This is a genomic window from Streptomyces sp. cf386 (genome assembly GCF_900103585.1).
Lineage (GTDB): Bacteria > Actinomycetota > Actinomycetes > Streptomycetales > Streptomycetaceae > Streptomyces.
The window spans coordinates 309,559-335,905 of the sequence record NZ_FNHV01000008.1; the positions used below are offsets into that span (position 1 = coordinate 309,559).

Consider the following 26,347-nt stretch of genomic DNA (forward strand, 5'->3'; position numbering starts at 1 on the left):
TGGTGCGTGGAGTGGGTGAGGGGGTCAGACAGAGGTCTTCTCGGGCTCGGCGTTCTCCTCGTCCGCGAGGGCGGCGAGGAAGCGCTCGGCGTCGAGGGCGGAGGAGCAGCCGGTGCCGGCTGCGGTGATCGCCTGGCGGTAGGTGTGGTCCACTACATCGCCGGCGCCGAAGACACCGGTCAGGTTGGTGCGCGTGGAGGGGGCGTCGACCTTGAGGTAGCCCTCCTCGTCCAGCTCCAGCTGGCCCTTGAACAGCTCGGTGCGCGGGTCGTGGCCGATCGCGATGAACAGGCCGGTGACCGCCAGGTCCGAGAGCTCGCCGGTCTTGACGTTGCGCAGCTTCAGGCCGGAGAGCTTCTGGTCGCCCTGGACCTCGGCGACCTCGCTGTCCCAGACGAACTTGATCTTCGGGTCGGCGAAGGCGCGGTCCTGCATCGCCTTCGAGGCGCGCAGGGTGTCACGGCGGTGGACGATCGTCACGGACTTGGCGAAGCGGGAGAGGAAGGTTGCCTCTTCCATCGCGGTGTCACCGCCGCCGATGACGGCGATGTCCTGGTCCTTGAAGAAGAAGCCGTCGCAGGTGGCGCACCAGGAGACACCACGACCGGACAGGGCGTCCTCGTTCGGCAGGCCGAGCTTGCGGTGCTGCGAGCCCGTGGCGACGATGACAGCCTTCGCACGGTGAACCGTGCCCGCGGTGTCGGTGACGGTCTTGATCTCACCGCTGAGGTCGACGTTCACGATGTCGTCCGGGACGAGCTCGGCTCCGAAACGCTCGGCCTGGGCGCGCATGCTGTCCATGAGCTCGGGGCCCATGATGCCGTCCTGGAAGCCCGGGAAGTTCTCCACCTCGGTGGTGTTCATGAGCGCACCACCGGCGGTGACGGCGCCCTCGAAGACCAGCGGCTTCAGCGACGCGCGCGCGGTGTAGAGCGCCGCCGTATAGCCGGCGGGCCCGGAGCCGATGATGATCACGTTACGGACGTCGCTCACGGCTTGATTCCTCGTCTCTGGAATACCTCGTCGGACCGGTGAGAGCCCCTTTCAGAACTCTCACCCCACCCAACGGATCCTAAGGGGCGCGCATTCCCACTGTGTCCGGGCACACGGTTGCGCCTCGCGGCGGGGGTTGACGCCTTGGACGGGGACGAGCCTTCGGTCTCTCAGCGGCGAGCGTACGAGTCCGTCAGGAGGACCTCGGCCGTCGCGGATGACGGATGCTTCACACAGGTCGCGTCCATGACGTAGGCGGTGACTCGACTGACATCAGAGGAGTCGGGCAGCACGACAAGGAGAGCGTCCTTGCCCTTGTAGACGCCTTCCTCGGTGGCAAGGGCCACGTCGTTGCGACCGATGCCCTCGCGGATGCAGTCGGGCACCGTGACCTCGCGGAAGACCCGGGGGCCTTCGGTCTCGGGCTCGCCCGCCACGCCCAAGCTGCGTTCCGGCTTGCGGGAGCTACCTACAGAGCCTTCGTTCTTGGCGAGGAGATCGGAGACCTGGTTCTCCAGCTTTGCCGCGGAGAACGTGTCGGTGGTCCCTCCTCCGTCGGCCGACGGACCGGACCCGCCCATCAGTGAGGTCAGCAGCACGGAACCCAGTCCCAGAGCGGCGGCTGTGAACGCGGCGCTCAGGACGGCGACCTTCCGTCGCCCGGCCTTCTTGCGATCCTTGCGGCCGGGGCCGGTGGTCGAGGAGCGGGCATGGCCCGCCGGACGTCCTGCCGCCGATGTTTCACGTGAAACATGCGCGCCGTCGTCCGCATCGGAGGCCGAGTGGGCAGCGAGGGCGATCTGGGGATGGCTGACGTCCCCGGGCGCTGTGGCGCTCAGTAGAGCCTCTGCTGCGAGGGCGGCGTCGATGCGTTCGGCGACATCGGTGGGCATGCGGGTCGGGCCGGGCAGTGTCCCGAGCAGCCCTCGGATCTCCTCCAGCGACGCGTGGACGTCTGCGCACAGCGCGCACTCATCCAGATGCCGTCGTAGATCGGCGGTCCTGGACGGGGGGAGAAGGCCCTCGGTGAGGTCGGAGATCTCGGCGACGTCCGGGTGCCCGGCCGTGTCCGTCGTGGATGTCACGCTCGCCCACCTCCGCCCTTCACTGCAGCTGAATCACTCGGCCCGGTATCCCGCGGATCCCTTGCTTGTGGCCCCGTGGCACGTGGGCCCGCTGCCGGTGGGACGGATGTCCCCTGCGTCCGGTTCCGCCTCTCGCCTGAATCCTTGCCATCTCCGGTACTTTCCGGCCGTAGATGGGTGAGGAGGGGCTGGAGTCTGGCTCTGCCGCGCGCGCATCGGCTCTTGACGGTGCCGGTCGGCACGTCGAGGATGCGGGCCGCTTCGGCGACGGGGTAACCCTGCATGTCCACCAGGACGAGCGCCGCCTTCTGATCGGGCGGCAGCGTGCCGAGCGCTTCCAGGAGCTGGCGGTGCAGATCGTTGCGCTCTGCAGGCGCCGACGCGGACTCGTGCGGCTCCAGCAGCTGCTCGAGGCGTTCGGTGTCGTCGACCGGTGAGGTCTTCCGGGAGGCCGCCTTGCGGGCGCGGTCCAGACAGGCGTTCACGGTGATCCGGTGCAGCCACGTCGTGACGGCCGAATGGCCCCGGAAGGTGTGGGCGGCCCGGTAGGCGGAGACGAGGGCGTCCTGGACCGCGTCAGCGGCTTCCTCGCGGTCGCCGAGCGTCCGCAGCGCTACCGCCCAGAGCCGGTCGCGGTGACGCCGCACGAGCTCACCGAAGGCGTCCGGGTCACCATCTACATGACGGGCGAGAAGGTCCTGATCGCTTGTGTCACGGTATGCGCCGCCGTCTGCCATCGGACCCCCTCCCTCTCGGTCTCAGCTGCTCACCTTGACGTCCGCGATCCTGCCGCGGAACTTCCCGTCGTCCACCTGCTTCGGCAGATTGGTCAGCCAGACCAGAAGATAGCGGGCCTTGAGGGACTCGCCGGGCTTGAGCGTCACGCTCGTGCCGGAGCCCTTGGCCACCATGGCGTAGCTGTCGAGGGATGTCGGTGCGGTACCCGTGTCACCGGAGGCGGTGCGCAGTTCGACGGAGGTGTCGCCCACGAAGGTGACGGTCACCTTTCCGACCTCCTGGACCTTGCCGAGATCGAGGATGACTCCGACGCCGGACTTCAACCGTCCGAAGTCAGAGCTCAGGTAGAAGTCCGTCTGCCAGTACGTGCTCGTCGAGCCGTCATAGATCTTGCTTATGTCGTCGGACTTCTCGGTACCGTCGCCGAGCGGGTCGAAGTCTCGGGCGCCGCTGATGGCGATGGGCTGGCTGGCAGGCTTCGTCGGGTTCTTGTCGTTGTCGTCGTCCGTCGTCTGCGTCTGGTTGGTGTCGTCGGACTTGTTGCCCTGATCCATGAGCGCATCCGCCAACTGCCAGCTGCCAAGGCCCAGGGCGGCGATCAGGAGAGCCGACACGGCCCACTTCAGGGCCTTGCCGGTGCGGCTCTGCAGCGGGGGCGGCGGGGTCGGCACCGGCTGCGTGGCGCCAGGATGCTGCGTCTGGCGGCCGTACGTGCCCTGCTGGTACGTCGTGCGCTGATAGTCCGGCGGCGCCGTGAACGAAGGCTCCGGCGGGCGGATGCGGGGCATCTCGCCGATCGCCTTCACCAGCTCCTCCGGCGATGTGCAAGCGGACTCGTGCCGGGAGGCGGTCGCGCCGTTGTTGGCCAGCGCGCGCATGGTGAGTTCCGACAGACCGCGGTGAACGCCGGCGCGCACCTGGTCGGGGGCGATCAGACCGACGTCCTTGGGCAGCCCGGACAGGCCGTAGGCGTCGCTCTCGTACGGCCACCGCTGGGTGAGCGCTGAGTACAGCAGAGCGCCGATGGCCTCCGTGTCGGTGCGCTGAGGGGTCTCGGAGCTGACGCCGCGCAGGGCTGCGTTCACCGCGAGGCCGCGGATGCGCCACTGACCCGACGAGGTGCGCAGCACGGCGTTCGGGTTGAGACGGAGATGGGCCAGGCCCTCGCGGTGGGCCGCGGCCATGGCGGCGGACACCTGGGTGACCATCTGGTAGGCCTCGTACACCTCCAGCGGGCCGGAGGCGAGGAGCGTGGTCAGCTCGGTGGCGTCGGGCAGCCACTCATGGACGACGTAGACCAGGTCGTTCTCCTCGACGGCGTCGAGGACCTGGACGAAGCGAGGGTCGCCGAGCAGTGCGGAGGAGCGGGCCGCGGCCAGGACGGAACGAGCCCGTGCATGGTCTGCGGGCAGGATGTGGACGCCGACGGCGCGACGGAGTTTCTCGTCGACCGCACGCCAGCTGCTGAAACCGTCCAGACGGGTGACGCACTCCTCGAGGCGGTAGCGTCTGGCGAGTTTGTGACCGCTGTGCAGTTCGGGTGGTGAGGCCTTTCCGGGACCCTCGGTCCCGCCACTCCCCTGTGCCTCGTCGGTGTCCGTGTCCCGCTCCCGATTCTTGGCCACCCCGTCGGCCGTGGACTGGTCCGCTTGTGCGGTCAGCGGCTCGTCGCCGCTGTTGTCTGCCACGTCGACGGCAGCCGTGCTCCGTTCCGCCACCGTCGTTCCTGCCTCCCCATCCATTGCGCGCCGTCCGACTCCGTGCGCGCCGTCCGACGCCGAAACCAATTGTGCCCACAGTCTGCCGCTATGCACGACACACAGTGGCGGACGATGGTTGTGCGCGTACCCAGGTCTCAGCGACCCAGGCGCCCGCGGACCATGCCGACCAGTGAGGTCAGTTCCTCGATGCGCATCCTGCGGGCGGCCACGAAGAAGACCCCGAACAGCACGGCTCCGCCGGCCACCAGGGCGGCGAAGGAGCCGAACACGCCCTGACCGAGGGTCTGGGCGATCCCGTAGCAGGCCGCACCGCTCAGCAGTACCGCGGGCACCGACGCGATGCAGAGTCTGGCGTAGGTCCGCATCACCCGGGTGCCGTCCAGGTCGCCGCCGAGCTTCTTGCGCAGCCGGTTCCAGGCGACGCCGACGCCGAGCGTGTAGGCCAGACCGTACGCGGCTGCCATGCCGACCACTGCCCAGCGGGCCGGGAGCAGCAGGTAGCAGAGCACCGAAGCGCCCGCATTGCCCGCGGCCACGATGACCGTGTTGTAGAAGGGGGTGCGGGTGTCCTCGTACGCGTAGAAGGCGCGCAGCACGACGTACTGCACCGAGTAGGGGATCAGGCCGAGGCCGAAGGCCATCAGCATGAAGCCCATGTTCGTGGCCTCGCTCGTGCCCGAGGTGCCGAACATCAGCGTGCACATGGGGATGCCCAGCGCTACGAAACCGAAGGCGAGCGGCACGATCGCCACCGCAGTCGTGCGCAGGCCCTGGGAGATGTCGTCGCGTACGGCGCCCGCGTCGTCCTCGGCGGCCGAGCGGGAGATGCGGGGCAGCAGGGCTGCCATCAGAGAGACGGTGATGATGGCCTGGGGGAGGCCCCAGATGAGCTGGGCGTTGGCGTAGGCGGCGTAGCCGGTGCCGTCGACGCCTGAGCCGATGCCGGCGGACGTGGACAACTGGGTGACCACGAGCGCACCCGCCTGGTTGGCCAGGACGAACAGGATCGTCCACTTGGCCAGCATGGCGGCCTTACCGAGGCCGTGGCCCTTCCAGTCGAAGCGCAGCCGCAGCCGGAAACCGGTCTCGCGCAGGTAGGGGATCATCGCCAGGGCCTGGACGACCAGGCCGAGGAGAACACCGACGCCGAGGAGCCGCTGGCCCTCCGGCGGGATGTTCGTGACCTGCATGCCGGAGTGCTCGGCGGTGCCGTACACCCACAGGAACGCCCCGAGCGTCACGATGATGACGATGTTGTTCAGGACGGGCGTCCACATCATCGCGCCGAAGCGGCCGCGGGCGTTGAGGATCTGCCCCATCACCACATGGACGCCCATGAAGAAGATCGAGGGCAGGAAGTAGCGGGTGAAGGTGACGGCCACGTCGTTGGCCGCGGGGTTGCCGGCCACCGGGTTGGACAGTGCGCGGACCAGGTACGGCGCGCCGACCATCGCGAGCGCGGTGAGGGCGGCGAGTGCCACCATCACCAGGGTCAGCAGACGGTTCGCGTATGCCTCGCCGCCGTCCTCGTCGTCCTTCATGGCGCGCACGAGCTGGGGTACGAAGACGGAGTTGAGGCCGCCGCCGACGGTCAGGATGTAGATCATCGTCGGCAGCGTGTAGGCGACCTGGAAGGAGTCGCCGAGCAGGCCGAGGCCCAGGGCCGAGACGATCATCATGGAGCGGACGAAGCCGGTGAGCCGGGAGACCAGCGTGCCCGCCGCCATCACCGCGCTCGACTTCAGCAGACCGCCGACCCGCCCGCTCTTCTTCGCGTCAGAAGCCGGCGCGGGCGCCGGAGCAGGCGCGGCGGGCTCGGCTGCGGCAGGCGGTGTGGCAGATCCCTGGTACGCGCCGACGGCGGCGGGCTCCGGCGAAGGTCCCGGAACCGCGGGTTGCTGGTACTGCGGGTGGCCGCCCTGCTGCTGGTCCCGGAAGAGATGAGCGAAGGCGTCGTGCTCCTGGGGCCCCTCGGTGGAGTGCGTGACGAGGTCGTCGACGCCCACGTACTGGGTCGTGCGGTGGTCGTCGCCGTACGGCATGTACGGGGCCGGGCCCTCCGGCTCGGGGGCCGGCGTCTGGGCCCAGACATGCGGGTCGGGGGCGTACGGGGACTGGGGCGGCTGGGCGTAGAGCGACTGCGGCGACTGGTAGGTGCCCGGCGGGGGCGGCGGGTGGGCGGCACGGTCGTAGAGCGCTTCGGCGACAGGGTCCTGGGCGGAGAGGTCCTGGGCCTGGTAGGGGTCCTGGGCGTAGGCGTCCTGGAGGTACATGTCCGCCGGGTGCTGCGGCGGTACCTGGCCCGGCTCGGGCGGCGGGCCCTCGGGGTGCCCCGGGGGGCCCGCGGCCTGGCCGCGGTCACCGTCGTACGGCGCGTTCATGGTTACCCCACCTCATCGTCCCGGGCCCACCGGCCACGACATCGCTCAACGGTCCACTCTCTCACCCGTGCCGGACGGGTCGGCGCTTTCCGCTGGGGTGTCCGGTGTCGGGTCACTCGGCTGCTCCGGCGCGTCTGCCCGGGTTCCCGTGACGGACTCCTCCTTGAGGAGGTCCTCGGGCGTGAGACGTTCCTCGGGGCCTTCCGGGTTCTCCGGGTCGCCGTCGGTCTCGTCCGCCTCCTGGGAGCCGTCCTGCTCGGCCTCACGGGCCGCCGCGCGCTTGCGCTGCGTGTACATCCGGAATCCGGCGAGGACGAGGAGGAGGAAGCCGCCGCCGATGACCAGCATCACGGTGGCCGTGAACTCGGTGACCTTCACATCGAAGGTGACCGGTGCGCCGTACGGCTGGCCGTCCTCCGTGAACAGTTGGGCGACCATCGTGGCCTGGCCGTTGGCCTGAGCCGACGTGGTGAACTTCACCGTCTGGCTGTGCCCGCCGGAGACCGTGACGCGCTGTTCGGAGAAGCTGTCGCCGTTGATCTCCAGGCGCCGCGGGCTCTTCGAGGTGAGCCGCAGCACCAGGTGATCGACGCCCTGGACCAGGTTGTTCTGCACGGTCACGGGGATCATGGCGCTGCGTCCGGAGAGCTTGGTCTCGGACTTTCTGATCAGCGTGACCTGGCCGGCCAGGGAGTCGATGTACGCCTCGATGCCGTTGCGGTAGTCGGCTGCCTCGGCGGACCGGCCGCGCCATGACGTGGACATCTCGCGGTTCATGGCCCGCCCGAAGGGGGTCACCACGCGGGACTGCCTGCTGAGGATCACCTTGAAGTTGTCGAGCTTGTCCTGCGTGGTCTCGATCTGCTCGAAGGCCGCGCGCGGCAGTTCCTGCTTGCGCAGGGAGGAGGGGTAGGCGGACGCTGCGGGCACCCTGGTGGTGGCGGCCGCGTCGGGCTTGGCCGCGGCAGCGGCCCCGAGTTCCTGCGACTGGGACCATGTGCCGCCCTGGAGCGCCGTCACCGCCTCGGCCATCGCCTGGGCCTGGCTCGCCGTCGGCATCCGCTGCGGGGCGACGACGATGCTGCGCTGCTTGCCCGTCTGGAGGTTGAGGGTCAGGCTCTGGGCGAGGAATCTCTGCACGGCGAGCGTCGAGCTCGACGCCCTTGTCAGGTTCCCCTCGAACGCCGTCGACATCCGTGCGTCCGCGACCACCGCCGTCGTACCGCCGCCGATGGGGCGGGCCGCGGAGGGCGTGTAGGGCAGGCCGCCGGTCTCCACCAGGCTGTCACTGCGGGCGATCACCTTGTCCGCGCCGGCGGAGGTGGCGACCTTGACGATGGACGGGTCGACGGCGCCGTTCACGGGCCAGGCGAAGTCGGTGGTCGGCTCCACGTGGAGGATCGAGTCGACGGTGTCGGCTGCGACGTCGGTGGCCTCCTTGAGGTGGCTCAGCGAGCCGGTGACGCTCGTGCCGTTGTGCGCCAGGGAGGCGAGGTCGGGGTCGGCGAAGGGCAGGGCGACGACCTCCTTGTCCAGGACCGCTTCCTGCAACTCCGCCAGCCACTGACTGGCGACGTCCTGATGGGTGCCCGCCGTGGTCGTGTCGCCCTCGCCCTGGACGCGATAGCTCTCCGTCATCGCGTCCACGGAGGCCAGCAGGTCGGGGTCGATCACCCAGGTGACGTCGAGCTCCTTGCCCAGCGACACGAGCTGCTGCAGTCGGCCGCCCGCGGAGAGCTCCTTGGCGAGGTCGTCGTTGCGGAAGACCGGCGTCTGCGACTCGTTCGACCCCGTCTGCGCCGTCATGTGTCCGGTGGAGACGAGCGGCCACAGAACCGTCGTCCGGGTCTTCTTGTCGGCCCCGTCGGGCTGCCACGGCAGGAACGTCCGCTCGATGCCGAGCACCTGCTCCCAGGGCTGCGCGGACGTCTCACCGGACAGGGAGACAGAGAACTGGTAGACCCCGTCCCCGCCGAGATCCAGCTTGTCGACCGGCACGGAGATGCTGAAGCTCTGGGCTACGCCCGGGGTGAGCTTGGAGAACTCCTTGACGTACTTCCCGCCCACCGGGGCCCCGTCCAGTCCCGGCTGGTAATCGGTGCGGTCGGCGACCGTGTCGATGGCGGAGCGTGTGTTCAGGGCGGACCCCAGGAGCAGGTCCACCTGCGCATCGGTGACCGCCTGCTTGCCCTTGTTGGTCACCGTGCCGGACACGGTGAGGGTGTCGCCCTCACCGGGCACGGTCGGTGTGAGCGAGTCCACGGCGACAGCGACTGTCTCCGAGCCGGAGGCGGCCTTCAGGGAGTCCTGCCCGGCGGCGTCCGCGGGCGCGGCGACGGGCAGCTGGAGCAGGCCGGCCAGCAGAGGTGCTCCGGCGAACAGTGCTCCTGTCCGCCGTAGCCACCGACGGGCAGGTGAGGGACTCGTCCCCTGGAAGTCTGCCGCCTCGGCCACGCGCTCGCCCGTCCCTCGTCGTCGTCAGTGGTCGTCGGAATGTGCGTCCACGCATGGTAACGATGCGCGCTGAGGGGAAGTGCCGCGGAGTGCTCCGCGAGATCGGTCCGTGCCGTCAGACTGTCCCCTATGTGCAGGTATAAAGAGGAGCGTTTGCCTGCGCCTCAAGAGCAGTCCTTGTGCCCCTATGGATAGACGTGTCCGTGCACGCGGTGTGCACGTTTAATGGAGGAGCTCGGGGCCGTCAGGGCCACGTACCCTCTTCTGTTGTGCCGAACGCCAACGAAGACAAGCCCAGTGTCCTGAGTCAGGTGCAGCACCGCGCGGTGAGCGAACTGCTGCGGGTAGCGCCTGTCGCCGACGACCTCGCCCGCCGATTCCAGGATGCCGGGTTCTCACTCGCCCTGGTCGGTGGATCGGTCCGGGATGCGCTGCTTGGCCGGCTCGGCAACGACCTGGACTTCACGACCGACGCCCGCCCCGAGGACGTACTGAAGATCGTGCGCCCGTGGGCCAACGCCGTGTGGGAGGTCGGGATCGCCTTCGGCACGGTCGGGGTGCAGAAGGACGGCTACCAGATCGAGGTGACGACCTACCGTTCGGAGGCCTACGACCGCACCTCTCGCAAGCCCGAAGTGTCGTACGGCGACTCCATCGAGGAGGACCTCGTCCGGCGTGACTTCACGGTCAACGCGATGGCCGTCGCTCTGCCGGAGAAGGAGTTCATCGATCCGCACGGCGGCCTGGAGGACCTCGCGGAGTGTGTGCTGCGCACTCCGGGCACCCCCGAGGAGTCCTTCTCGGACGACCCGCTGCGCATGATGCGGGCGGCGCGGTTCGCGGCACAGCTCGATTTCGAGGTGGCTCCCGAGGTCGTGACGGCGATGAAGGACATGGCCGGGCGTATCGAGATCGTCTCGGCGGAGCGGGTGCGGGACGAGCTGAACAAGCTGATTCTCTCCGCTCACCCGCGAAAGGGCCTGTCACTGCTGGTCGACACCGGGCTCGCCGGGCATGTCCTGCCGGAGCTGCCGGCTCTGCGGCTGGAGAGTGACGAGCACCACCGGCACAAGGATGTCTACGAGCACACGCTGATCGTCCTGGAGCAGGCGATGGCTCTGGAGGAGTGCGGACCCGATCTGACGCTCCGGTTGGCCGCTCTGCTGCACGACATCGGCAAGCCGCGCACGCGTCGCTTCGAGAAGGACGGCAGGGTCTCGTTCCATCACCATGAGGTGGTCGGCGCGAAGATGACGAAGAAGCGCATGACGGCGCTCAAGTACCCCAACGAGGTGGTGAAGGACGTCTCACGTCTGGTCGAACTCCACCTGCGCTTCCATGGCTACGGCACCGGCGAGTGGACGGACTCCGCAGTCCGCCGCTATGTCCGTGACGCGGGCCCGCTCCTGGACCGCCTCCACAAGCTGACCCGCTCGGACTGCACGACGCGGAACAAGCGCAAGGCGGCGGCTCTGTCCCGTGCCTACGACGGTCTGGAGGAGCGGATCACCGAGCTTCAGGAGCGGGAGGAGCTGGACGCCATCCGCCCCGACCTCGACGGCAACCAGATCATGGAGATCCTCGGCGTCGGCCCTGGGCCGGTCATCGGGCGCGCTTACAAGCACATGCTGGAGCTGCGGCTGGAGAACGGGCCGATGGAGCACGGTGAGGCGGTGTCCGCGCTCAAGGAGTGGTGGGCGCAGGAGTCAGAGGGCTGAGCCCAGTCGGTAGACGAAAGAGCGGCGCCATGTTTCACGTGAAACATGGCGCCGCTCTTCGATGTTTCACGTGAAACAACGACCCGACCCGAGTCGGATCAGGCGTCCTTGAGGCACAGCAGGAACTCGTCGTCGCTGGTGCCTGTCTTCATGGTCTCGGTGTAGTAGCTCGTGGACCCCTCGACCTTGCTGCACTCGGCCTCGGCGGTGATCTCCGTGTAGTGACCCTTGATCTTCTTGAGCACCTTCATCTCGGCCTCGGAGGAGGAGCAGTCCACGACCTCCAGGGTGTCGTCCGAGGCCGACGATGACGGGGCCTTCAGGCAGTCGCCCACTGCGGCGTTCTTGGCGTCGTCCTGGCTCATTATGTAGCCGACGACGATCATGATGCTGACGATCACGACGGCAGCGACGTTCTTGATCGTCTTGAAGCTGAACCTGCGGCGCGGCTGCTGCGGCGGAACCGGTGCATACGGCGCCGCCCCCTGCGGGGGGAAGCCCGGCTGGCCCGGCTGCTGCGGGTAGCCGCCCTGCGGCGGGTACGGGGCCTGGCCCTGAGGCTGGCCGTAGGGCGGCTGAGCCTGGCCGTACGGGTTCTGGCCCTGGGCGTACGGGTTGCCTTGGGGCGGCGGAGTTGTCACTTGGGGGTCCCCCTAGAACATGGGTGTGTGGCAGAACATGGGTGCCTGACGCGAACAATGCGCGCCATAAGACGCACGTAAGTTATCGGCCACCACTGACACCCCTGCAACCGAGGGGGACTCTGTGTCATTGATGTGACACGGAGCGGCGTTCAAAGCGGGCCATAGCCACAGCAACTGCCGCGTAGATAACGGCGACTGTGACCAGGAGGGGCGCGGAGCGACCGTCGGGCGGCAGTATCAGGGCGGCCACGCCGGCGGCGCCGACGAAGGCGACGTTGAACAGCACGTCGTAGACGGAGAAGATCCGGCCACGGAAGTCGTCTTCGACCGAGGTCTGCACGATCGTGTCCGTGGCGATCTTCGCTCCCTGAGTTGCCAGTCCCAGGACGAATGCCGCCACCAGCATGGGAGTTGTGGCGAACGGAAGGCCGAGCGCGGGGACCAGGACCGCCGCTGCCGCCGCGCACACCACGATCCAGCGGCCCGGGCCAAGTCGTCCTGCCGACCAGGGGGTTGCCACGGCGGCGGCGAAGAATCCCGCGCCCGAGATGACCAACGCAAGCCCCAGCAGGGCGAGTCCGTCATCGGTGCTGGACGCGAAGGCGTATCGGCACAGCATCAGCAGCATGACGAGCAGGGCGCCGTAGCAGAAGCGCATCAGGGTCATCGTGAGTAGTGCCCAGGCTGCCTCCCGGCGAGGCGGGGTCGCGAGATGGCGTACGCCTGCCGCCAGGTCGTGCAGGGTGCCGGAGAGGGCCGCCTTGAAGCGTGGTTGCGTCCACGCGCGGTCAGGGCCCAGCAGTTCCCGTGACATGCGCAGTGACGCCAGTCCCGCGCACAGGTACAGGGCGGCTCCGAGCAGCACCACGGCGGCATCGGAGTCCCAGACGACTAGCCGTACGACGAAGGCCAGACCGGCGCCCACGGTCGCGGCGAGTGTTCCCGCGGTCGGGGACAGGGAGTTGGCGATCACGAGGCGTTCTTCGTCGACCACACGCGGAAGTGCGGCGGACAGGCCGGACAGGACGAAGCGGTTGACGGCGGTGACGCACAGCGCGGAGACGTAGAAGAGCCAGTCCGGGACCTCGGTGATGATCAGGACGGCCGTGGCCGAGGCCAGAATCGTGCGCAGCAGGCTGCCGTACAGAAGAACCTGGCGGCGGCGCCAGCGGTCCAGCAGGACGCCGGAGAACGGGCCCACCAGGGAGTAGGGCAGGAGCAGGACCGCCATCGCGGAGGCGATCGCGGCGGCCGAGGTCTGTTTCTCCGGGGAGAAGACGACGTACGTGGCGAGCGCGGTCTGGTAGACGCCGTCGGCGCCCTGTGAGAGCAGGCGTACGGAGAGCAGGCGCCGGAAGTCCCGGAAGCGCAGCAGGACCCGAAGGTCGCGTACGACGGACATGGGGCACAGCCTCACATACGGGAAGGGTCCCCGGGCGGTACAACCCGGGGACCCTCTGCAGCTCTGGCAGGAGCGTTCTGGTGCGGCGCTGCGGTGCTTCAGCGCGCAGCGCCCGGTCTCGCTAGCGCTCTACTTCGCCCTTGATGAACTTCTCGACGTTCGTGCGTGCCTCGTCGTCGAAGTACTGGACCGGCGGGGACTTCATGAAGTAGCTCGACGCCGACAGGATCGGGCCGCCGATGCCGCGGTCCTTGGCGATCTTCGCGGCGCGCAGGGCGTCGATGATGACGCCGGCGGAGTTCGGGGAGTCCCAGACCTCGAGCTTGTACTCCAGGTTCAGTGGGACGTCACCGAACGCGCGGCCCTCGAGGCGGACGTAGGCCCACTTGCGGTCGTCGAGCCAGGCGACGTAGTCGGACGGGCCGATGTGGACGTTCTTCTCGCCGAGCTCACGGTCGGGGATCTGCGAGGTGACGGCCTGCGTCTTGGAGATCTTCTTGGACTCGAGACGGTCACGCTCGAGCATGTTCTTGAAGTCCATGTTGCCGCCGACGTTCAGCTGCATCGTGCGGTCCAGGACGACGCCGCGGTCCTCGAACAGCTTCGCCATGACGCGGTGCGTGATGGTGGCGCCGACCTGGGACTTGATGTCGTCGCCGACGATCGGGACGCCCGCCTCGGTGAACTTGTCCGCCCACTCCTTCGTGCCGGCGATGAAGACCGGCAGGGCGTTGACGAAGGCGACCTTGGCGTCGATGGCGCACTGGGCGTAGAACTTCGCAGCGTCCTCGGAGCCCACGGGCAGGTAGCAGACGAGGACGTCGACCTGCTTGTCCTTGAGGACCTGGACGACGTCGACCGGGGCCTCGGCGGACTCCTCGATGGTCTCGCGGTAGTACTTGCCGAGGCCGTCGAGGGTGTGGCCGCGCTGGACGGTCACACCGCTGCGGGGCACGTCGCAGATCTTGATGGTGTTGTTCTCGGAGGCGCCGATGGCGTCCGCCAGGTCGAGGCCGACCTTCTTCGCGTCGACGTCGAAGGCGGCGACGAACTCGACGTCCCGGACGTGGTAGTCGCCGAACTGCACGTGCATCAGGCCGGGGACCTTCGACGCCGGGTCGGCGTCCTTGTAGTACTCGACTCCCTGAACCAGCGACGCGGCGCAGTTGCCCACGCCGACGACGGCTACGCGAACCGAACCCATTCCGGTTGCTCCCTGTGTGTACGAGTGAGGCCCTGACTGGGCGCTCACGTGGCGGTGTCGCCGGGCGAATCCGTCCTGGGGGTGTCCCCGGGACGGGGCAGATCGCCCGGCGCTCCATTTGTGGTGTCCTGTTGAGCGGACCCCCCGGAAGCGGAACCCTTCAGGTCCCGCCCGGCCCGCTCGCTCTCGATGAGCTCGTTCAGCCAGCGCACTTCGCGCTCCACGGACTCCATCCCGTGGCGCTGGAGCTCAAGCGTGTAGTCGTCGAGGCGCTCTCGGGTACGGGCCAGGGAGGCGCGCATCTTCTCCAGACGCTCCTCCAGCCGGCTGCGGCGGCCCTCCAGGACGCGCATGCGTACGTCCTGCGGTGTGCGACCGAAGAAAGCAAATCGGGCAGCGAAGTGCTCGTCCTCGTACGCGTCGGGCCCCGTCTGCGAGAGCAGTTCCTCGAAGTGCTCCTTACCTTCCGCGGTCAATCGGTAGACGATCTTTGCGCGGCGTCCGGTGAGTGGCGCGGCGAGCGCGTCCTCGGGGGTGTTCCCCGGTTCCTCGATCAACCAGCCGTTGGCGACCAGCGTCTTGAGGCAGGGGTAGAGCGTGCCGTAGCTGAACGCGCGGAACACGCCCAGCGACGTATTGAGTCGTTTGCGCAGCTCGTAGCCGTGCATCGGGGACTCGCGGAGCAGTCCGAGGACGGCGAACTCGAGGATCCCGGACCGTCGGCTCATCCCCTCGCCTCCTCGTCATATCTCGCGCTGATGTATCGACTCGATACATCACGACGATAGAACGGCCTCCCGGGCACGACAAGTGGGGGAACGGTGAACGGGATCACATCAACGATTCATGTGGAGCGAGTTGCCTGATTTGGGGTGAAGTTCGGGGCTAGGTGGGCTTTGACGGTGCGTAGTCTGTGCGCCATGCACAGCACCGGGAACCGAGTGACACCTGAGGGCGTCGTCGTCCTTGGTGCAGTACGGGTGAATGCGGAACCGACCGCATCCGTACTTCGGGGGGACCGGAAAACAGCCGCCGTTGCCAGGCGCCCAGGCGTGCGCCTGCCCGAGGAGTAGTCGTTCGATGAGCGAGCACCGTCGCAAACCGCCGCAGCCGCAGGGAGGCGGACGTGCCGCGGCCCGACGCGGCCAGTCCGGCTCGTCATCCGGCCGCCGAGCGGCACCGCGAGGCGCCACCGGATCTCCTTCCGATTCGTACGGGTCGGAACCCAGCGGTTCGGGAGGCGAGGAACGTCCATACGGCAGCCGCGCCGAAGCACGACGCGCGGCCCAGAGAAGTGGGAGCCGCCGCAGAGCGGCCGAACCGGGCCGGGGTGGCCGCCGTGCCGCTCCGGGTGGCGCGAACGGTCCCGGGCGGGGCCGCGGGCGGGCCGCTCCCCCTGGAAAGAAGCGGTTCATCGACTATCCGCGGGCGGGCAAGTACGGCGTCGGGCGCTGGCTGCCGTCGTGGAAGCTCGTGTCGGGCCTCTTCCTGGCCTTCTTCGGCAGCCTGGTGGCCGTGGCCGGCATCGGGTACGCCATGGTGGGCGTCCCCAAGGTCGACCTGGCCGCCAAGGCGCAGAACAACGTCTACTACTGGGCCGACGACAGCGAGATGGTCTCCACCGGCGGTGAGACGAACCGGCAGATCATCAACCTGTCGCAGATCCCCAAGCCCATGCAGTACGCCGTGATCTCGCAGGAGAACAAGACCTTCTACGAGGACAGCGGCATCGACCCGAAGGGCATCGCCCGCGCCGTGTTCAACATGGCCACCGGTGGCGAGACGCAGGGTGGCTCCACCATCACCCAGCAGTACGTGAAGAACGCGCGGCTCGGAGACCAGTCGCAGACGCTCTCGCGTAAGTTCAAGGAGATCTTCATCTCGGTCAAGGTAGGCACCACGGTGTCGAAGGACGAGATCATGGAGGGCTACCTGAACTCCGCCTACTACGGCCGCAACGCCTATGGGATCCAGGCCGCCGCCCGTGCGTACTTCAACAAGGACGCCATCGACCTGAACGAGGGGCAGTGTGCCTTCCTGGCGGCCATGCTGAAGGGCGCGACGTACTACGACCCGGCAGGTTCGGTATCCGTCGATTCGGCCGCCACGCCTGAGGCGAACCAGAAGCGGGCCCTGATCCAGATGCAGGACACCCTCGACAAGATGGTCGAGTACGGGCATCTGAGCGCGGATGTGCGAGCCAAGTACACCAAGCTGCCCGAGTGGCAGAACCCGCGCTTCAACACCGCGCTGAGCGGCCAGGTCGGTTACCTCGTCGATCTTGCGAACAGCTACCTGGTCAACAACAGCGACACGACCGGGATCACCGAGCAGAAGCTGCGGGAGGGTGGTCTCTCGATCTACACGACCTTCGACAAGAAGCAGGTCAAGCAGCTCCAGTCCGCGGTGACGAAGGTGTACAAGGCCAACATCAAGCCCGAGGATCGACCGAAGACCGACACCCACGTCCAGTTCGGCGGGGCCTCCGTGGACCCCTCTACGGGTGCGATCAGAGCCTGCTACGGAGGCACGGACGCGACCAAGCACTTCACCAACAACTGCGATGTGACCGGTGCCCAGGTCGGTTCGACGTTCAAGCCGTTCGTGCTCGCTGCCGCGATGAAGTGGGGTGTCCGGGACGAAGACGGCCCTGCGGAACAGGCACAGGACGAGCGCACCAAGGTCTCTCCGAAGAGCTTCTTCAGCGGCAAGAACAAGCTCAAGATCAAGGACTACAAGGGCGACATCTGGCAGAACGAGAAGGGGGAGGAGTGGAACCAGGTCAACGACGGTGACCAGTCGTACGGCACTCCCCCGAACTACCAGATCGACCTTCGTGAGGCGATGCGGGAGTCGGTGAACTCCGCCTTCGTGCAGCTCGGCATGGACGTCGGGCTGGACAAGGTGAAGGAGGCGGCCGTGGATTCCGGCGTCCTGGAGAGCAGCCTGGCCGGTGCCGACTACCCGTCCTTCTCCATCGGTACCTCCCAACCCAGTGCCATCCGCATGGCGGGCGCATACGCCACCTTCGCGGCCAGCGGGAAGCAGCGTGCTCCCTTCTCCGTCACGAAGGTGACGAGCAAGGACGGCGAGGTCTTCACCCACGAGACCGTGACCAAGGACGCCTTCACCGCGCCGGTCGCCGACAACGTCACGGACGTCCTGAAGACCGTGGTCGAGAAGGGCACGGGTACCAATGCCCAGCTGACCGGCCGCGATGTGGCCGGTAAGACCGGTACCACCGACGGCAACCGGTCCGCCTGGTTCGTTGGCTACACCCCGCAGCTGTCGACGGCGATCTCGATGTTCCGGATGGACGACAACGAGAAGAACCAGAACCGTGAGTTCCTGAAGATGTTCGGAACGGGTGGCCAGGAGAAGATCCACGGTGCTTCGTTCCCGGCCGAGATCTGGCATGACTACATGGAGCAGGCGCTGAAGGGCAAGCCGGTGAAGGAGTTCCCGACGCCGGAGCCCATCGGTGAGATCGTCAACGAGATCCCGACTCCGACGCCCACTCCCACGCCCACTGAGACCGAGGACGCGAGCCCGACTCCGAGTCCGACGCCCAGTGAGTCGCTGATCTCGCCGACGCCCACGCCGACCGAGACCTGCTTCGGTTTCCAGTGCACCAGCAATGGCGGCTCGGACAATGGCGGAACTGACGGGGGCGTGACGTCGACGCCGACTCCGACGGAGACGGAGACCGACGGCAGCAGCAATGGCAATGGCAACGGGAACGGAGGCATCTTCGGCGGGCCGTCAGGCTGACCGACGGCTCACCGTCGCACGAAGGCCGGTGGCCGGCACCCCGCTTGGTGGGTGCCGGCCACCGGCCTTTCTCGTCCACCGGGGACGCCTCGGCCGCCGGCCTGTTTCACGTGAAACGTCGGTTTCACGTGAAACAGGCGGCCGCCAGACCTTCCTCGTTTGCCGGAGACTTGGGGACCTCTCAGGGACGTACGGCAGGATGTGCCCCATGCCCAGTGCAGAGACGACGCCCACGAGCGTGCGCGAGCAGGACCCGGTGCGGCCGACCAAGGAAGATGAGGTTGCCGCGAGTGGGAGTGAGCTGATCGGTGGCCCCATCGGACGGCGCGCCCTGCTCGGGACGTCCTGGTGGACTCCTGTGCGGATCATCGCGCTCGTGGCGATCGGCATGTTCGCCCTCGGCCTGGTCCAGAAGGCGCCCTGCTACAACGGTGCCTGGTTCTTCGGCGCCAGCTCGCAGTACACGCATGCCTGCTACTCGGACATCCCGCATCTCTACCAGGGACGCGGCTTCGCCGACGGGCTCGTGCCGTACTTCGACAAGCTCGCCGGTGACATGGAGTACCTCGAGTACCCGGTGCTGACCGGTGTGTTCATGGAGGTCGCCTCCTGGCTCACTCCAGGCAGCGGCAGCATCCAGGACCAGGAGCAGTGGTACTGGATGGTCAATGCCGGGATGCTGATGGTGTGCGCGGCCGTCATCGCCGTCTGCGTGACCCGCACCCAGACCCGGCGCCCCTGGGACGGCCTGTTGGTCGCGCTGGCCCCTGCCTTCGCGCTGACCGCGACCATCAACTGGGACCTGCTGGCCGTCGCCCTGACGGCTGCGGCGATGCTGATGTGGTCTCGGGGCCGTTCGCTCGCCTTCGGCATCCTGCTGGGGCTCGCCACGGCGGCGAAGCTTTATCCCGTCTTCCTGCTCGGTCCGCTGTTCGTGTTGTGCTGGCGCGCGGGCAAGTGGCGGGACTTCGGGAAGGCGCTGGTCGGCACAGTGTTCGCCTGGCTGGTCGTAAACCTTCCGGTGATGCTCCTCGCGTGGGACGGGTGGTCGCAGTTCTACCGGTTCAGCCAGGAACGGGGCGTCGACTTCGGCTCCTTCTGGCTGATCATGGCTCAGAATTCCACCGACCCGCTGAGCACCGAGACCGTCAACACGCTCGCCACGCTGCTGATGCTGCTGTGCTGTGCCGGCATCGCCGCGCTCACGCTCACCGCGCCGCGACGTCCGCGCTTCGCCCAGCTGGCCTTCCTGATCGTCGCGGCGTTCATCCTCACCAACAAGGTCTACTCGCCGCAGTACGTCCTGTGGCTGGTGCCCCTGGCCGTGCTGGCCCGGCCGAGGTGGCGGGACTTCCTCATCTGGCAGGCATGCGAGGTGGCGTACTTCCTGGGGATCTGGCTGTACCTCGCGTACACGACCAGCGGGGATGCCCACAAGGGACTGCCGCCCGACGGCTACCACTGGGCGATCGGTCTGCACCTGCTCGGGACGCTCTACCTGTGCGCCGTCGTCGTACGGGACATCCTCATGCCGGAGCGGGACCCGGTACGCAGGGCAGGCGACGACGATCCGTCGGGCGGAGTGCTCGACCGGGCGGAGGACGTCTTCGTGCTCGGTCCCGCGGCCCATCCACCGCGCCACGCGGCCCACTTCGACGCGCAACCTGTGGAGTGGGGCAGCCGGGAGGCGACCGACGGTTCGCTCTGAGCGAACAGGGCGTAGGAAGAGTACGTAAAAGGCCGTACACGGAGGAGTCCATGTACGGCCTTTTGCCTGTTACGGCGTTGCCGGCAGCGGTGGTTCAGCTGCCGGGCGGGCGGCGTCGTTCAGCGGTCGACGATCCGGTCGAACTGCGTGGTGGTGTGCCGCAGATGGGCGACCAGCTCGTCGCCGACCTTCGGCTCGGGAGCGTCCGAGGGGACGAACAGGATGGAGACCTGCATGTGCGGCGGCTCGGCGAACCACCGCTGCTTGCCGCCCCAGACGAACGGAGAAAGGTTCCGGTTGACCGTGGCCAGGCCGGCCCGGGCGACGCCCTTGGCGCGCGGCATGACGCCGTGCAGGGCCTTGGGAGCCTCCAGACCCACTCCGTGCGACGTACCGCCCGCCACGACCACCAGGAAGCCGTCGGAGGCCGCCTTCTGCTGCCGGTAGCCGAAGCGGTCGCCCTTGGAGACGCGGGTGACGTCCAGGACCGCGCCGCGGTACTCGGTGGCGTCGTGGTCTCCCAGCCACAGCCGCGTGCCGATCCGGGCGCGGAAGCGGGTCTGCGGGAACTGCTGTTGCAGGCGGGCGAGTTCCTCGGCCTTGAGGTGGCTGACGAACATCGTGTGCAGCGGTAGCCGGGCCGCACGCAGCCGGTCCATCCAGCCGATGACCTCCTCGACGGCGTCCGAACCGTCGGTGCGGTCCAGCGGCAGGTGGATGGCGAAGCCCTCCAGCCGGACGTTCTCTATGGCGGCGTGCAGCTGCGGCAGGTCGCGCTCACTCACGCCGTGCCGCTTCATCGAGGACATCACCTCGATGACGACGCGGGCGCCGACGAGGCCGTACACGCCGTCCACGGATGACACGGAGCGGATGACGCGGTCGGGCAGCGGCACCGGCTCCTCGCCGCGCCGGTACGGCGTCAGCACCAGCAGGTCACCGCCGAACCAGTCCTTGATCCGCGCGGCTTCGTACGTCGTGCCGACGGCGAGGACCTCCGAGCCCAGCCGTGTGGCCTCCTCCGCCAGCCGCTCGTGCCCGAACCCGTAGCCGTTGCCCTTGCAGACCGGGACGAGTCCCGGGAACTGCTCCTGCACGTGCTTGTGGTGCGCCCGCCAGCGCGCGGTGTCGACGTAGAGCGTGAGCGCCATGGCCGGACCTGGAACCTTTCTCGTGGCTGCGGTGTATCAGAGATATGGAAGCTATCGACGGTGCAGCAATTGACGGTATCGAAGCTGGGTACGCGAGGTCAGCGACGCGACATGTAGATGTCGAGCGCCTTGTGGAGCAGCTTGTTCAGCGGGAAGTCCCACTCGCCGAGGTACTCGGCGGCCTGGCCGCCTGTGCCCACCTTGAACTGGATCAGGCCGAAGAGGTGGTCCGTCTCGTCCAGCGAGTCGGAGATGCCGCGCAGGTCGTAGACGGTCGCGCCGAGCGCGTAGGCGTCGCGCAGCATGCGCCACTGCATCGCGTTCGAGGGCCGGACCTCACGGCCGATGTTGTCGGAGGCGCCGTAGGAGTACCAGACGTGGCCGCCGACGATCAGCATCGTCGCCGCCGACAGGTTCACACCGTCATGGCGGGCGAAGTACAGCCGCATGCGGTTGGGGTCCTCGGTGTTGAGGGCCGTCCACATGCGCTGGAAGTACGACAGCGGGCGCGGCCGGAAGTGGTCGCGTACGGCGGTGATCTCGTACAGCCGCTGCCATTCCTCGAGGTCCTGGTAGCCGCCCTGGACGACCTCGACACCGGCCTTCTCGGCCTTCTTGATGTTGCGGCGCCACAGCTGGTTGAAGTTCTTGTGGACCTCTTCCAGGGAGCGGTTCGCCAGCGGCACCTGGTAGACGTATCGAGGCTGGACGTCGCCGAAGCCGGCCCCGCCGTCCTCACCCTGCTGCCAGCCCATACGACGGAGCTTGTCGGCGACCTCGAAGGCGCGCGGCTCGATGAAGTCGGCCTCGATGTCGCGCAGCCGCTTCACGTCCGGGTTCTGGATACCCGCCTTGATGGACGTGGCCTCCCAGCGGCGGATGATCACCGGCGGACCCATCTTCACGGAGAAGGCGCCCTGGTGCTTGAGATGCGCGAGCATCGGTTCCAGCCAGTCGTTCAGATTTGGCGAGAACCAGTTGATGACCGGGCCCTCGGGCAAGTAGGCGAGATAGCGCTTGATCTTGGGCAGCTGCCGGTAGAGGACGAGACCTGCGCCGACCAGCTCACCGGACTTGTCGAACCAGCCGAGGCTCTCCGACCGCCACTCCGCCTTGACATCGGCCCAGGCCGGAACCTGCATGTGGCTCGCCGCCGGCAGGCTCTGGATGTATGCCAGATGCTGCTCGCGACTGATCGTCCTCAGGGTCAGGCTCATTCGGGGCGCTCCTCGGGCTGGTGTGTCCCCATGGGTACAGGGGCTCCGGCTCTCGCGGAAGCCTACTGCGCCTGGGGAGCGCCTCGACTGGGCGTACGAAGCTTCGCCCCGGCTTCGAGGGCCACCGAGGCGTTCGAGGGTGTTCTATCGGTGTTCGGAGGACGGTCTCCGTGGTCGGTACGAGGAGGGCGTTGCCCCAGGCGCGTCAGAAGCCGCCGAAGAGCCCGCCGTGCGCCATGCCGAGGAAGAAGCCGACTCCGGAGGCGCCGAGACCCACGATCAGGCCGAAGCGCTCACGAGTCGTCTCCGAGATCCACTGGCCGTAGCCACCGGTGAGGATGCCCACCAGTCCCGTCCAGGAGCTGAGCAGATGCAGGCTGTAGAACTGGGCTGTGACGAACGACGTGATCCCGAGCACCAGGGTTACCACGAGCAAGGTGCCCTGGAGGGGATGGGGCTTTCCGTCCGTGGCGAAAAGGCCTCCGACGGTGTTGGGTCGCAATGCCTGTGCCATAGGGCACCTCCTGCGGAAGGCGGCGCATCGTAGCGCCATACACACCCGATGTGTACAGATTGACGGGCTGCCCGGCCTGATTTCAACCGGAAGCACGTGTGCGGGTACTCTGTACCGTCTGCACCGGTGTCTGCCCAGGCCATGCCAGGGAGTCCGCCCAGTCCACGCAGGGGAAACCGCTGGCCGGTCCCCGATTGTCAGTGGCGGCCGATACCGTTGCGTACGCATCACGACCCTCCTGCCACGGAACGACCGTGGCCGCTGAGTCCAAAGGAGGTGGGTTCCACATGCGTCACTACGAGGTGATGGTCATCCTCGACCCCGATCTGGAGGAGCGCGCTGTCGCCCCCCTGATCGAGAACTTCCTCTCCGTCGTCCGTGAGGGCAACGGCAAGGTCGAGAAGGTCGACACCTGGGGCCGTCGTCGTCTCTCGTACGAGATCAAGAAGAAGCCCGAGGGCATCTACTCGGTCATCGACCTGCAGGCCGAGCCTGCGGTCGTCAAGGAGCTCGACCGCCAGATGAACCTGAACGAGTCGGTCCTCCGGACCAAGGTCCTCCGCCCCGAGACCCACTGAGCTCTCCCGCTCAGCTGATCTCGGGATTCGAGTAGCAGCAACCAAGCAGCCAGAGCAGCAAACCCGCCGAGAGGTTCCCCATGGCAGGCGAGACCGTCATCACGGTCGTCGGCAATCTTGTCGACGACCCCGAGCTGCGCTTCACCCCCTCCGGTGCGGCGGTCGCGAAGTTCCGTGTCGCGTCCACTCCCCGCACCTTCGACCGCCAGACGAACGAGTGGAAGGACGGCGAGAGCCTCTTCCTCACCTGCTCGGTCTGGCGTCAGGCGGCGGAGAACGTCGCCGAGTCGCTCCAGCGAGGCATGCGCGTCATCGTGCAGGGCCGGCTGAAGCAGCGGTCCTACGAGGACCGTGAGGGTGTCAAGCGCACGGTCTACGAGCTGGACGTCGAGGAAGTCGGCGCCAGCCTGCGCAACGCCACGGCCAAGGTCACCAAGACCGCCGGCCGCGGTGGCCAGGGCGGTTACAGCGGCGGTGGCGGTGGCGGCCAGGGTGGCGGCGGCTGGGGTGGAAACTCCGGCGGCGGTCAGCAGGGCGGCGGCGCTCCCGCCGACGACCCGTGGGCGACCGGCGCTCCCGCCGGTGGCAACCAGGGCGGCGGCGGCGGTGGCGGCGGCTGGGGTGGAAACTCCGGCGGCGGCGGTGGCGGTGGCGGCTACTCGGACGAGCCCCCCTTCTAGGGGCGGGTTCGTACCCAAACTTCTTGATCACACAGGAGAAACACCATGGCGAAGCCGCCTGTGCGCAAGCCTAAGAAGAAGGTCTGCGCTTTCTGCAAGGACAAGGTCACGTACGTGGACTACAAGGACACGAACATGCTGCGGAAGTTCATTTCCGACCGCGGCAAGATCCGTGCCCGCCGCGTGACCGGCAACTGCACGCAGCACCAGCGTGACGTCGCCACGGCCGTCAAGAACAGCCGTGAGATGGCGCTGCTGCCCTACACCTCCACCGCGCGATAAGGGAAGGGTGACCGACACATGAAGATCATCCTCACCCACGAGGTCTCCGGCCTCGGCGCCGCGGGCGAAGTCGTTGACGTCAAGGACGGCTACGCTCGCAACTACCTGATCCCGCGGAAGTTCGCTATCCGCTGGACCAAGGGTGGCGAGAAGGACGTCGAGCAGATCCGTCGCGCTCGCAAGATCCACGAGATCCAGACCATCGAGCAGGCCAACCAGGTCAAGGGCCAGCTCGAGGCCGTCAAGGTCCGTCTGGCCGTTCGCTCCGGCGACGCCGGTCGTCTCTTCGGTTCCGTCACCCCGGCCGACATCGCTTCCGCGATCAAGGCCGCCGGTGGTCCCGAGGTCGACAAGCGCCGCATCGAGCTCGGCTCGCCGATCAAGACCCTGGGCGCCCACGAGACGTCCGTGCGTCTGCACCCCGAGGTTGCCGCCAAGGTCAACATCGAGGTCGTCGCGGCCTGATCGCTGCGCTCGGCTTGAACAGCTGAATGAAGGGGCCGTACCCGCTGGGGTACGGCCCTTTCGCCGTGGGTTTTGTGCTGTGGGTTCTGAGTGTGGGAGCGGATCGAGCCTCGTTTCACGTGAAACACGCTGCTTCACGTGAAACGGTCAGCGGGTCGCTCCCGTGACGATCCAGCGGCCCGAACGGGCGCGTAGCCAGAGCGTCAGCATGCGCACCGCCATCATCAGCGTCATCGCTCCCCAGATCGCCGTGAGACCACCACCGAGCACGGGGACGAGCAGTGCGACCGGAGTGAAGACCGCGAGGGTGAGCACCATGGCCCAGGCGAGATACGGCCCGTCGCCCGCTCCCATCAGGACGCCGTCCAGGACGAAGACGACGCCGCAGATCGGTTGGGACAGCGCCACGATCACCAGGGCCGGCAATGCGGCGTCCTTGACCGAGGCGTCGCTCGTGAACAGCGGCAGGAGGGCCGGGCGGGAGATCACCACAAGCAGTCCGAGGACGACACCGGCCGCGATGCCCCACTCCACCATGCGGCGGCAGGCGGCCCGGGCGCCCTCAGTGTCGTTCGCACCGAGATACCGACCGATGATGGCCTGCCCGGCGATGGCGATGGCGTCCAGAGCGAAGGCGAGCAGGCTCCAGAGCGACAGGATGATCTGGTGTGCCGCGATGTCGGCGTCCCCGAGGCGGGCCGCGACAGCCGTGGCAATCATCAGGATCGCCCGCAGCGAGAGGGTGCGGACCAGCAGGGGAACTCCGGCTTGTGCCGAGGCCCTTATCCCCGCCGCGTCGGGGCGCAGGGAGGCGCCGTGTTCACGGGCGCCTCGGACGACGACCACGAGGTAGGCCCCAGCCATACCGCACTGGGCTATGACGGTGCCCCAGGCGGAACCGGCGATGCCGAGGTCGGCGCCGTAGACGAGACCTACGTTGAGGGCGGCGTTGGCCACAAAGCCTGCGACGGCGACGTAGAGAGGCGTCTTGGTGTCCTGCAGGCCGCGCAGAACGCCGGTGGCGGCGAGCACGACGAGCATCGCAGGGATGCCGAGCGCCGAGATCCGTAGATAGGTGGTCGCGTACGGGGCCGCGGTGTCCGAGGCGCCGAAGAGTTCGACCAGGAACGGTGCGGAGGGGAGAACGACCGCGATGACCGCGGCGCCGAGGAGGAGCGCCAGCCAGATGCCGTCCATACCCTGGCGGATGGCGGACGGGAGGTCGCCGGCGCCGACGCGTCGGGCAACAGCCGCTGTGGTGGCGTAGGCGAGGAAGACGAAGACGCTCACGGCCGTCATGAGAAGGGCCGAGGCGACCCCCAGTCCGGCGAGTTGTGCGGTGCCGAGATGGCCGACGATCGCGCTGTCGGCCATGACGAAGAGGGGCTCGACGACAAGTGCGCCGAAGGCCGGAACGGCCAGGGCGACGATCTCTCGGTCGTGCTGTCGCCGGGCGGCCTTGGGGGTCGCGGGAGCCTGTGTCATGACCACCAATCTAATCGTCCACAGGTAAGAGATGCAATGATGTAGTGACCCTTACTGAGCGTCTCATGGTGTGTGCTTCCGCGCACCGTTCGAAGCGATCTTGGTCCGACTGGGGAAGTTTTTCTTCTGCACAGCCGGTGGACGGTAAAGGTGCAG

21 protein-coding genes are annotated in these 26,347 nt (G+C 67.8%); 7 read left to right on the plus strand and 14 right to left on the minus strand.

Annotated features, from left to right (window positions below; translation table 11 throughout):
• Positions 1 to 24: 24 nt before the first annotated feature.
• The 6 genes from trxB to BLU79_RS22595 all read right to left on the minus strand — a co-directional run bounded on the left by trxB (position 25) and on the right by BLU79_RS22595 (position 9,372).
• Positions 25 to 993: a thioredoxin-disulfide reductase gene (gene trxB, locus BLU79_RS22570; protein WP_093907655.1), complete on the minus strand. Its 969-nt coding sequence runs from the start codon at positions 991 to 993 to the stop codon at positions 25 to 27.
• 170 nt (positions 994 to 1,163) lie between these two features.
• Positions 1,164 to 2,078 (minus strand): hypothetical protein, encoded by a 915-nt coding sequence (locus BLU79_RS22575; RefSeq protein ID WP_093907656.1) that lies wholly within the window; start codon positions 2,076 to 2,078, stop codon positions 1,164 to 1,166.
• Entirely contained in the window at positions 2,075 to 2,815 is a 741-nt protein-coding gene (gene sigM, locus BLU79_RS22580) for an RNA polymerase sigma factor SigM (RefSeq protein ID WP_093907657.1), read from the minus strand. Before sigM ends, BLU79_RS22575 begins: the two co-directional genes overlap by 4 nt.
• A gap of 21 nt (positions 2,816 to 2,836) precedes the next feature.
• Positions 2,837 to 4,534: a protein kinase family protein gene (locus BLU79_RS22585; protein WP_093907658.1), complete on the minus strand. Its 1,698-nt coding sequence runs from the start codon at positions 4,532 to 4,534 to the stop codon at positions 2,837 to 2,839.
• A gap of 137 nt (positions 4,535 to 4,671) precedes the next feature.
• On the minus strand, positions 4,672 to 6,918 hold the full coding sequence (gene murJ, locus BLU79_RS22590; protein ID WP_093907659.1) for a murein biosynthesis integral membrane protein MurJ: 2,247 nt from the start codon (positions 6,916 to 6,918) through the stop codon (positions 4,672 to 4,674).
• 45 nt (positions 6,919 to 6,963) lie between these two features.
• On the minus strand, positions 6,964 to 9,372 hold the full coding sequence (locus BLU79_RS22595; RefSeq protein WP_093907660.1) for a DUF6049 family protein: 2,409 nt from the start codon (positions 9,370 to 9,372) through the stop codon (positions 6,964 to 6,966).
• 269 nt (positions 9,373 to 9,641) lie between these two features.
• Here BLU79_RS22595 and BLU79_RS22600 point away from each other — a divergent pair, with 269 nt between their 5' ends.
• A complete protein-coding gene (locus tag BLU79_RS22600; RefSeq protein WP_093907661.1) occupies positions 9,642 to 11,090 on the plus strand; it encodes a CCA tRNA nucleotidyltransferase in 1,449 nt (482 codons plus the stop codon).
• A 98-nt stretch (positions 11,091 to 11,188) separates the two neighbouring features.
• Here the strand turns inward: BLU79_RS22600 and BLU79_RS22605 are convergent, their stop codons facing one another.
• The 4 genes from BLU79_RS22605 to BLU79_RS22620 all read right to left on the minus strand — a co-directional run bounded on the left by BLU79_RS22605 (position 11,189) and on the right by BLU79_RS22620 (position 15,068).
• Positions 11,189 to 11,731, minus strand: coding sequence for an LppU/SCO3897 family protein (locus BLU79_RS22605; RefSeq protein WP_093907662.1), 543 nt, complete (start codon positions 11,729 to 11,731; stop codon positions 11,189 to 11,191).
• Between the two features lie 127 nt (positions 11,732 to 11,858).
• Positions 11,859 to 13,136, minus strand: coding sequence for an MFS transporter (locus BLU79_RS22610; RefSeq protein WP_093907663.1), 1,278 nt, complete (start codon positions 13,134 to 13,136; stop codon positions 11,859 to 11,861).
• 121 nt (positions 13,137 to 13,257) lie between these two features.
• A complete protein-coding gene (locus BLU79_RS22615; protein WP_093907664.1) occupies positions 13,258 to 14,340 on the minus strand; it encodes an inositol-3-phosphate synthase in 1,083 nt (360 codons plus the stop codon).
• 44 nt (positions 14,341 to 14,384) lie between these two features.
• Positions 14,385 to 15,068, minus strand: coding sequence for a PadR family transcriptional regulator (locus tag BLU79_RS22620; RefSeq protein WP_093907665.1), 684 nt, complete (start codon positions 15,066 to 15,068; stop codon positions 14,385 to 14,387).
• A 352-nt stretch (positions 15,069 to 15,420) separates the two neighbouring features.
• Between BLU79_RS22620 and BLU79_RS22625 the strand changes: the two genes are divergently transcribed.
• Both BLU79_RS22625 and BLU79_RS22630 read left to right on the plus strand, forming a co-directional pair.
• Entirely contained in the window at positions 15,421 to 18,111 is a 2,691-nt protein-coding gene (locus BLU79_RS22625) for a transglycosylase domain-containing protein (protein WP_093907666.1), read from the plus strand.
• Positions 18,112 to 18,319: 208 nt separating this feature from the next.
• The gene (locus BLU79_RS22630; RefSeq protein ID WP_177001134.1) at positions 18,320 to 19,819 is read left to right on the plus strand and encodes a glycosyltransferase family 87 protein; all 1,500 of its coding nucleotides are present in this window, start codon (positions 18,320 to 18,322) and stop codon (positions 19,817 to 19,819) included.
• Positions 19,820 to 19,938: 119 nt separating this feature from the next.
• Here the strand turns inward: BLU79_RS22630 and BLU79_RS22635 are convergent, their stop codons facing one another.
• The 3 genes from BLU79_RS22635 to BLU79_RS22645 form a co-directional block, all read right to left on the minus strand.
• Positions 19,939 to 20,970: an alanine racemase gene (locus tag BLU79_RS22635; protein ID WP_093907668.1), complete on the minus strand. Its 1,032-nt coding sequence runs from the start codon at positions 20,968 to 20,970 to the stop codon at positions 19,939 to 19,941.
• 98 nt (positions 20,971 to 21,068) lie between these two features.
• On the minus strand, positions 21,069 to 22,187 hold the full coding sequence (gene femX, locus BLU79_RS22640; RefSeq protein WP_093907669.1) for a peptidoglycan bridge formation glycyltransferase FemX: 1,119 nt from the start codon (positions 22,185 to 22,187) through the stop codon (positions 21,069 to 21,071).
• A gap of 205 nt (positions 22,188 to 22,392) precedes the next feature.
• On the minus strand, positions 22,393 to 22,701 hold the full coding sequence (locus tag BLU79_RS22645) for a hypothetical protein (RefSeq protein ID WP_093907670.1): 309 nt from the start codon (positions 22,699 to 22,701) through the stop codon (positions 22,393 to 22,395).
• A 287-nt stretch (positions 22,702 to 22,988) separates the two neighbouring features.
• On the opposite strand from BLU79_RS22645, the gene rpsF reads away from it, so the two are divergent.
• From rpsF to rplI, 4 genes are all read left to right on the plus strand, one after another.
• Positions 22,989 to 23,279, plus strand: a complete 291-nt coding sequence (gene rpsF / locus BLU79_RS22650; protein WP_005482942.1) for a 30S ribosomal protein S6 — start codon at positions 22,989 to 22,991, stop codon at positions 23,277 to 23,279.
• Positions 23,280 to 23,359: 80 nt separating this feature from the next.
• Positions 23,360 to 23,959 carry a single-stranded DNA-binding protein gene (locus tag BLU79_RS22655; RefSeq protein ID WP_093907671.1) on the plus strand — a complete coding sequence of 200 codons (600 nt, stop codon included), beginning with the start codon at positions 23,360 to 23,362 and terminating at the stop codon, positions 23,957 to 23,959.
• A 45-nt stretch (positions 23,960 to 24,004) separates the two neighbouring features.
• Positions 24,005 to 24,241 (plus strand): 30S ribosomal protein S18, encoded by a 237-nt coding sequence (gene rpsR / locus BLU79_RS22660; RefSeq protein WP_003949403.1) that lies wholly within the window; start codon positions 24,005 to 24,007, stop codon positions 24,239 to 24,241.
• Between the two features lie 18 nt (positions 24,242 to 24,259).
• Complete coding sequence (rplI, locus tag BLU79_RS22665) at positions 24,260 to 24,706, plus strand: 50S ribosomal protein L9 (protein ID WP_093907672.1); 447 nt, start codon at positions 24,260 to 24,262, stop codon at positions 24,704 to 24,706.
• A gap of 147 nt (positions 24,707 to 24,853) precedes the next feature.
• Here the strand turns inward: rplI and BLU79_RS22670 are convergent, their stop codons facing one another.
• Positions 24,854 to 26,191 (minus strand): MATE family efflux transporter, encoded by a 1,338-nt coding sequence (locus BLU79_RS22670; RefSeq protein ID WP_093907785.1) that lies wholly within the window; start codon positions 26,189 to 26,191, stop codon positions 24,854 to 24,856.
• Positions 26,192 to 26,347: the final 156 nt, after the last annotated feature.